Raw genomic sequence first — 6,597 nt, forward strand, 5'->3', positions numbered from 1 at the left:
CTCGAATCTCGAATCTCGAATCTCGAATCTTAGTACTGATCTTCCGACCAACCATCGCTATCAGACATGTCTGGTGCGCCAGCGATGCTGTTTTCTTCGTCTGCCCATTCACCGAAATCAATCATCTGACATTGCTTGCTGCAAAACGGGCGGTGTGGGCTTTGTTCACCCCATTCAACGTCAGTATTACATTGAGGGCATTTAACGATGGTGATTTTCTTCGACATAGTGATTCTTAATTTGAGGGATAATAAGAGTTCGTTTAGGCTCGAGTGAGGACTCAAGCCAAACTATAAAAGGAATTTAATTAGGTGCAGATCGCCAATTCAAATTCGATGTCTTGAGTACAGGCTTGCCCAGTTTCAAAGCTCATGAACTTAACAGCAAAACGGTTTTTGTGACCCGAGATCATCGGGTAGGCACCGTATTGCATTGGAATAGAAAGGCGAAGGATATTCGCTTCATCGGCATCGCTCTGGAAGAAGCCAGCACGAGCGATTTGCTCTTTAAAGTGGCCAGTCTCTCTGGTGAGCTTCAACCACAGTGTTAGCGCTTCATACAGAGGTTGTAAGCTATCCATCCAAGCTTTAGCATCTCTCATTCTTTTATCGAGAGGAAGGTGCAGCCAATAATGCAGTGCCGGTAAATCAAAGCAGCATGAGCCACCTGGAAGATTAAAGCGTTGGCGAATCGCACTCAGGAAGCGGTCTTCTTTAAGTGATTGCCCAAAACGCTCTGCCTGCATCAGATCACGATAGATATTACCAATGTCATTGAGCAGCGATGTCAGCATCTCTTGATCGACACCTTCAACATCTAACCAGCTTTTGTAGGTTACACGTTGTTTCTCAATATCTTTTGCGAGTTCGCTCTTGAGTTGGATCTGTTCGAAGATTTCAATCAGATCAAAGATGGAACGGAAAAAGAGTTGATACTGTTGAGCATCGGAAAATGTAGAAGACAAGTGAAGCTGCCTCAAGAGTGATTCGACTCTTAAGTAGATGCGTGTTTTCTCATTTAGAGGATGTTCAAATTTATGGGTGATCATCGAGCAAACCTTCATTCAACATTGTTCTATTCTGACCCATCTACAGCACTGATTGCCAGATACTTTTGATGTAAATCTGTGATTTGAGGCAAAAGTTCTTGGTTTTTAGTATGGTTTTTAATCACGTCATCTGCAACTGCTAAGCGTTGTTCTCTTGAAGCCTGTGATTTTAAAATTGATGCAACTTGTTCCCTAGAAACATTATCACGACTCATCGTTCGTTCTATTTGCACTTCTGCTGGCACATCAACGATTAATACGCGATCGGTCATGCCTTGCATTTGGTTTTCAACCAATAGCGGTGCGACTAATAAACCATACGGGGATGTGATTTTAGACAGGTCACTGTCAATTTTCTCACGGATCATGGGATGAAGAAGATCATTGAGCCATTGCTTCTCTTTTGGATTCGAGAAGATCAGCTCACGTAGCCTACTTCTGTTGAGTGTTCCATCTTCAAGCAGGATAGACTCACCAAAATGTTCTGTAATCTGTTTTAAGCCGTCACTGCCCAGTGCGACCACTTCACGTGCCACGATATCAGCATCAACAATATCAATATTAAAATGCTCATTGAACAGGTTAGCGACGGTGGTTTTGCCACTGGCGATACCACCGCTTAATCCGATAATGATTGCCATGGTTAAATTCCTAGTACAGAAGTGAAATACCAACCCATGATGTCGTTACCCCACATCAAGCTTACCCAACCCGCAATCGCAAGGTAGGGGCCAAATGGAAAGGCTTTATCTATGCCTTGCTGTTTCAAGCGAAGTTGAATCAAACCAAACACAAGTCCAACAAGCGAAGATAAAAGGATGATCATCGGTAGGTGCTGCCAACCAAGCCATGCGCCAAGCGCAGCCAGGAGTTTGAAGTCACCGTAACCCATGCCTTCTTTGCCAGTCAGTAGTTTGAACAACCAATAAACAGACCACAGCGCTAGGTAGCCAGCCATTGCCCCTACAACTGAGTCTTGAAGTGATACAGGGCTGATATTAAACAGTGCTAAAGTGATACCAGACCAAACCAAAGGCAAGGTAATTTGATCAGGCAACAACATCGTATCGAGATCGATAAAGGTCGCGGTAATCAGTGCGAAGGTGAAAAAAATTAAAGCAATGGTGTAGTAACTGAAACCAAAGTGACTGGCAACAACTGTGCAAAGTATCGCAGTCAGCAGTTCAACCAAAGGGTAGCGAGCGCTGATTGGATTAGCACAGCTGTGACACTTACCCTTCAAGAACAACCAGCTTAACACTGGAATATTGTCGACGATTCTTAATTGAGTTTTACATTTAGGGCAGGTTGAACGAGGAATGCTGAGATTAAACTTTCCTTCTGGTGCTGGAATTTTATATTGAGAGAAATATTCCGAGCACTCTTGTTGCCACTCTCGTTCCATCATTATCGGTAAACGGTGTATGACTACGTTGAGGAAACTGCCGATAAGAAGGCTAAAAATGAAAGCTAATACGGGGAATAGCCAAGGATAGTAGTGAAATACTTCCATAGTGTCCTTTACCACTTAATCAAGGTGAGCAGAGATTGCTGCTCATGGGTGTTTAGTTGCTTTTAACTATCCTAACACACTCATAAGATTAAAGATCGGTAAGTACATCGCAACCACAAGTCCGCCAACCACTGTGCCTAGAAACACAATGATCAGTGGCTCTAGAATCTTGCCTAAATTGTCGACGGTGTTGTCTACTTCAAACTCGTAAATCGAGGCTACTTTATTGAGCATTTCATCAAGGTTGCCAGACTCTTCACCAATCATCACCATCTGCAACACCATTTCGGGGAAGGCGTTGGTATTGCGCATTGCGATATACATCGGCATGCCAGCAGCCGTTTCTCGATGAACTTCAATGATGGCCGACTCATAATGCAGGTTGCCTGCGGTTTTGGCGGTGGTTTTTAGGCTCATTAAAATCGGAATGCCAGAACTAAAGCTTGTTGATAAGGTTCGGCTAAATTTGGCAATAGAGGCTTTGGCTAACACGCCACCGAGAACAGGAAAACGTAGTCCTAGCCGACTGACAGACAGTCTGATTGAGTGGGAACGCTGACACAGTTGGTAAATAATCAGGACAACAAGCCCGATGCCTAACGCCGTATAAAAACTGTAAGCCTGCATCCAATGGGAAAGGTAGAGTACTTGTTGAGTGAACCAAGGCAGGTCGGCGCCAAAGCCAGAAAACATCGACTCAAACTCTGGAATCACCATGGTCAGCATTAAATAGGAAACGGTCAGTGCAACGGTGACCACCATGGCGGGGTAGATGAGTGCTTTGACGACTTTGGACTTTAACTGCTCGCTCTTTTCTCTATAGGTCGCCAAGCGTTCGAACACTTGTGCGAGGTTGCCTGACAGTTCACCTGTGGCGACTAAATCAGTATAGAGATCATCAAAGTGGCGGCTTGCAGTTCGCATCGCTTTTGAGATTGGCGTGCCGGCTTCTACACCTTTGCAGATATGCGATAAGATCGATTTCATTTCTGCTTTGCGATGGTTGTCTGACACCAACTTGATGGCTTGTACGATAGGCACACCAGTAGCCAGCATGGTAGCAAGTTGCCGAGTTAAAATAGTGATGTCTTTAGCTTTGACTCTATGGGTTAAACGAGTGACGGCTGAAATACTTTTCTTTTTGATTTTCTTAATCTGAATATGCTGTTCTTTGAGCTTTTCTCGTACTTCCAATTCGGTGAGCGCTAAGGTCTGCCCAGACACTTTCTTGCCTGAGCTATTAATGCCTTTCCAGTGATAGCTTTTTAGTTGTGATTGTTTGGACTTGCTACTCATTGGTGCTCCATTGGTTTATATGTACAGAACACGTTGCAGTTCTTGATAGCTGGTGGTGCCTTCAAGCAATTTATCCAGACCTGACTCTTGCAGAGTTCTCATGCCTTCTCGACGCGCGAGATCTTCGATCGCTAGCGCATTGGGTTGACTGATAAGGCTGGCCTTAAGCTTGTCGGTAAAAGGCATCACTTCATAGATACCCACTCGACCGGTGTAACCTTGGTTACACTCATTGCACCCTTGAGGGTTGGCTTGGTAGATGGTTTGGCTGTTAGGAATCGAGTGACGCAAGTAAATGTCTGGTGAGTCGTCAACTTCTTTGCAATGGTTACACAAGCGCCTTGCCAGTCGTTGGGCAATAATCAAACTCAGTGATGAAGCTAGGTTAAAGGGCTCAATCCCCATATGAGCGAGTCGCGTCACGGTTTCAGCTGCAGAGTTAGTATGGAGTGTCGAAAGCACCAAGTGACCAGTTTGCGATGCTTTGATCGCGATCTCTGCGGTTTCTAAGTCGCGGATCTCTCCAACCATCACCACATCTGGATCTTGTCTTAAAAATGATCGCAGTGCCTCAGCAAACCCAAAGCCGATCTTAGGTGTCACTTGAACCTGATTGATACCACATAAGTTAATTTCCACTGGGTCTTCGGCTGTTGATATGTTGCGTTCCGTAGTGTTAAGAATGCGAAGGCCAGTATAAAGGGAGACAGTTTTTCCGCTACCGGTTGGCCCTGTCATTAAGATCATCCCTTGTGGGCGTTTCAGGGCATTGAGGTAGAGGGCCTTTTGATCTTCACTGTAGCCAAGCTTGTCGATATCGAGATTGGCAGCGCTGCTATCAAGCAATCGCAGTACGATCTTTTCGCCCCACAAGGTCGGTAGCGTTGATACGCGCATATCAATCGCGAGTTCATCATTCAAACGGAGCTTAATGCGTCCATCTTGGGGTAGGCGTCGTTCGGCAATATCAAGCTTGGCGAGTATTTTAAGGCGAGCTGATAGACGGCGACTTAAATGGGAAGCTGGTTGCTGTATTTCAACAAGGATCCCATCACAACGCAGGCGCACACGATAGTGCTCTTCGTAAGGTTCAAAATGAATATCTGATGCGCCTTTGCGCACCGCATCAACCAGTATCTGATTGATAAAGCGGCTAACCGGAGAATCGTCTTGACTGAGATCTTCTATCGACGCTATCTCGTCGTCAGAAACCTCAACTAGGTTAGCGAGTTCATCTTGAGTGATCTCTTTGCGTTTTGAGTCTTGCCCGGAAATAGAACGGCCATACAATTTTCGTATTGCACCTTCTAACTCAGAATAGTTAGCAACAACGAGTTCGATCTGTAATCCCGTCGCAAATCGAAAGTCGTCTTCAGCTTGTAAGTTGGTCGGGTCGGCTGAAGCGAGTGTGAGAGTTGAGCTAGAGACTGAAATCGGTATCGCACGATACTTAGTAATCAGTTCACGAAGTCCTAATTGTTCACACAGGGATTCGTAGTCAGTATTGGCTAATCGTACTAACGGTAAGCCGAAGATGTTTTTAATGTTGTTTGCTAAGGAATCGCAGCTGAAGAAATCCAGAACGAGTAAAGCTTCAGGTGTAGAAACACCTGAAGCGTGTACATGTTCCTCAACGGCTTGTTCTTGAGTCAGACTAAGTAGATTAGCCTGACGGAGAACGGTTGGGAGGTTGGTGAGCATTCTCTAGCTACAGCCCTTTGGTTTGTCATTACTGCCATGGTCTTCTAACTTACATGTCCAACCATGATCGTCATCTCTTTCATATGTAAACTTAGCTCCAGAGACGGCGCCCTTATTATGAGTAAAGGTTATCTTCTTATCTGTAATGGCTATAACCCCCAAACTATTTGAACCTGCAGAAACACCTAAATTACTCGGTGATGCACTGGAGATAGATCCGTTCTCTTGTATATATAACTCTGCAGGTGTTATCACTGATTTTATGGTGGCAAATCCTGATGCTAATTCACTTTTTGATACGTAATCTTTATAAGCTGGAACTGCAATCGCCGACAACACCCCAATAATCGCCACCACAATCATCAATTCAATCAGCGTAAAGCCTTTCTGGTTCGTTCTTTTTTTCTTGTTATTCATTGTTCTATTCCATTCTTTAGTTTGTTTCAGTGCAAGCACTGGTTGATGGAAAGAATAGAAGTCGAAATGTAGAAGTGGAATGGTGTTCAGGTGTGGTCGCGAGTGGTTTTGTATTTATTAGTGTCGTGTTTCATATAGCGCGCAAATTTATGCGACCAACTTAAATAAGTGATTGAAATACTGATAATTTAGGCAATAAAAAAGCACGGTAGTTAACCGTGCCTTTATGAATAAGTTATTTATATTTCAATAGATTAAGCTTTGAATCTCATTGATAAATCCATCGCTTTTAAGTGCTTAGTGAGTGCACCAACAGAGATGTAATCAACACCCGTTTCAGCGAACTCAGCAATCGTATCTAGAGTCACGTTACCAGAGTTTTCTAGCGCAGCACGTCCAGCGTTGATTTTCACAGCTTCACGCATCATGTCTGTGGTGAAGTTGTCTAGCATGATGATGTCTGCGCCAGCGTTGATCGCTTGCTCTAGCTCTTCTAGACTCTCTGTTTCTACTTCTACTGGTTTACCTGGGTTCAGCTCTTTTGCAGTAGAGATAGCCTTCTCAATGCCACCACAAGCGATGATGTGGTTTTCTTTGATTAGGTAGATCGGAAGAGCGGTTC

The 6,597-nt window shown here is 44.3% G+C and carries 8 protein-coding genes; all 8 read right to left on the bottom strand.

Annotated features, from left to right (window positions below; translation table 11 throughout):
• Positions 1–29: 29 nt before the first annotated feature.
• Positions 30–227 carry a DNA gyrase inhibitor YacG gene (gene yacG / locus A142_RS11300; protein ID WP_019823814.1) on the bottom strand — a complete coding sequence of 66 codons (198 nt, stop codon included), beginning with the start codon at positions 225–227 and terminating at the stop codon, positions 30–32.
• Positions 228–307: 80 nt separating this feature from the next.
• Positions 308–1,048: a cell division protein ZapD gene (gene zapD / locus A142_RS11305; protein WP_017063237.1), complete on the bottom strand. Its 741-nt coding sequence runs from the start codon at positions 1,046–1,048 to the stop codon at positions 308–310.
• 26 nt (positions 1,049–1,074) lie between these two features.
• On the bottom strand, positions 1,075–1,689 hold the full coding sequence (gene coaE / locus A142_RS11310; protein WP_019823817.1) for a dephospho-CoA kinase: 615 nt from the start codon (positions 1,687–1,689) through the stop codon (positions 1,075–1,077).
• Positions 1,690–1,691: 2 nt separating this feature from the next.
• Entirely contained in the window at positions 1,692–2,561 is an 870-nt protein-coding gene (locus A142_RS11315; protein WP_019823819.1) for a prepilin peptidase, read from the bottom strand.
• Between the two features lie 66 nt (positions 2,562–2,627).
• Positions 2,628–3,857: a type II secretion system F family protein gene (locus A142_RS11320; RefSeq protein ID WP_019823821.1), complete on the bottom strand. Its 1,230-nt coding sequence runs from the start codon at positions 3,855–3,857 to the stop codon at positions 2,628–2,630.
• A gap of 15 nt (positions 3,858–3,872) precedes the next feature.
• Entirely contained in the window at positions 3,873–5,558 is a 1,686-nt protein-coding gene (gene pilB / locus A142_RS11325) for a type IV-A pilus assembly ATPase PilB (RefSeq protein ID WP_019823823.1), read from the bottom strand.
• 3 nt (positions 5,559–5,561) lie between these two features.
• Positions 5,562–5,975: a pilin gene (locus A142_RS11330; protein ID WP_019823825.1), complete on the bottom strand. Its 414-nt coding sequence runs from the start codon at positions 5,973–5,975 to the stop codon at positions 5,562–5,564.
• Positions 5,976–6,229: 254 nt separating this feature from the next.
• Positions 6,230–6,597 (bottom strand): hypothetical protein (locus A142_RS11335; RefSeq protein WP_019823827.1); only part of this gene is annotated, 368 nt, incomplete at its 5' end.

The organism is Vibrio splendidus 12E03 (genome assembly GCF_000272105.2).
Classification (GTDB): Bacteria; Pseudomonadota; Gammaproteobacteria; order Enterobacterales; family Vibrionaceae; genus Vibrio; species Vibrio splendidus_I.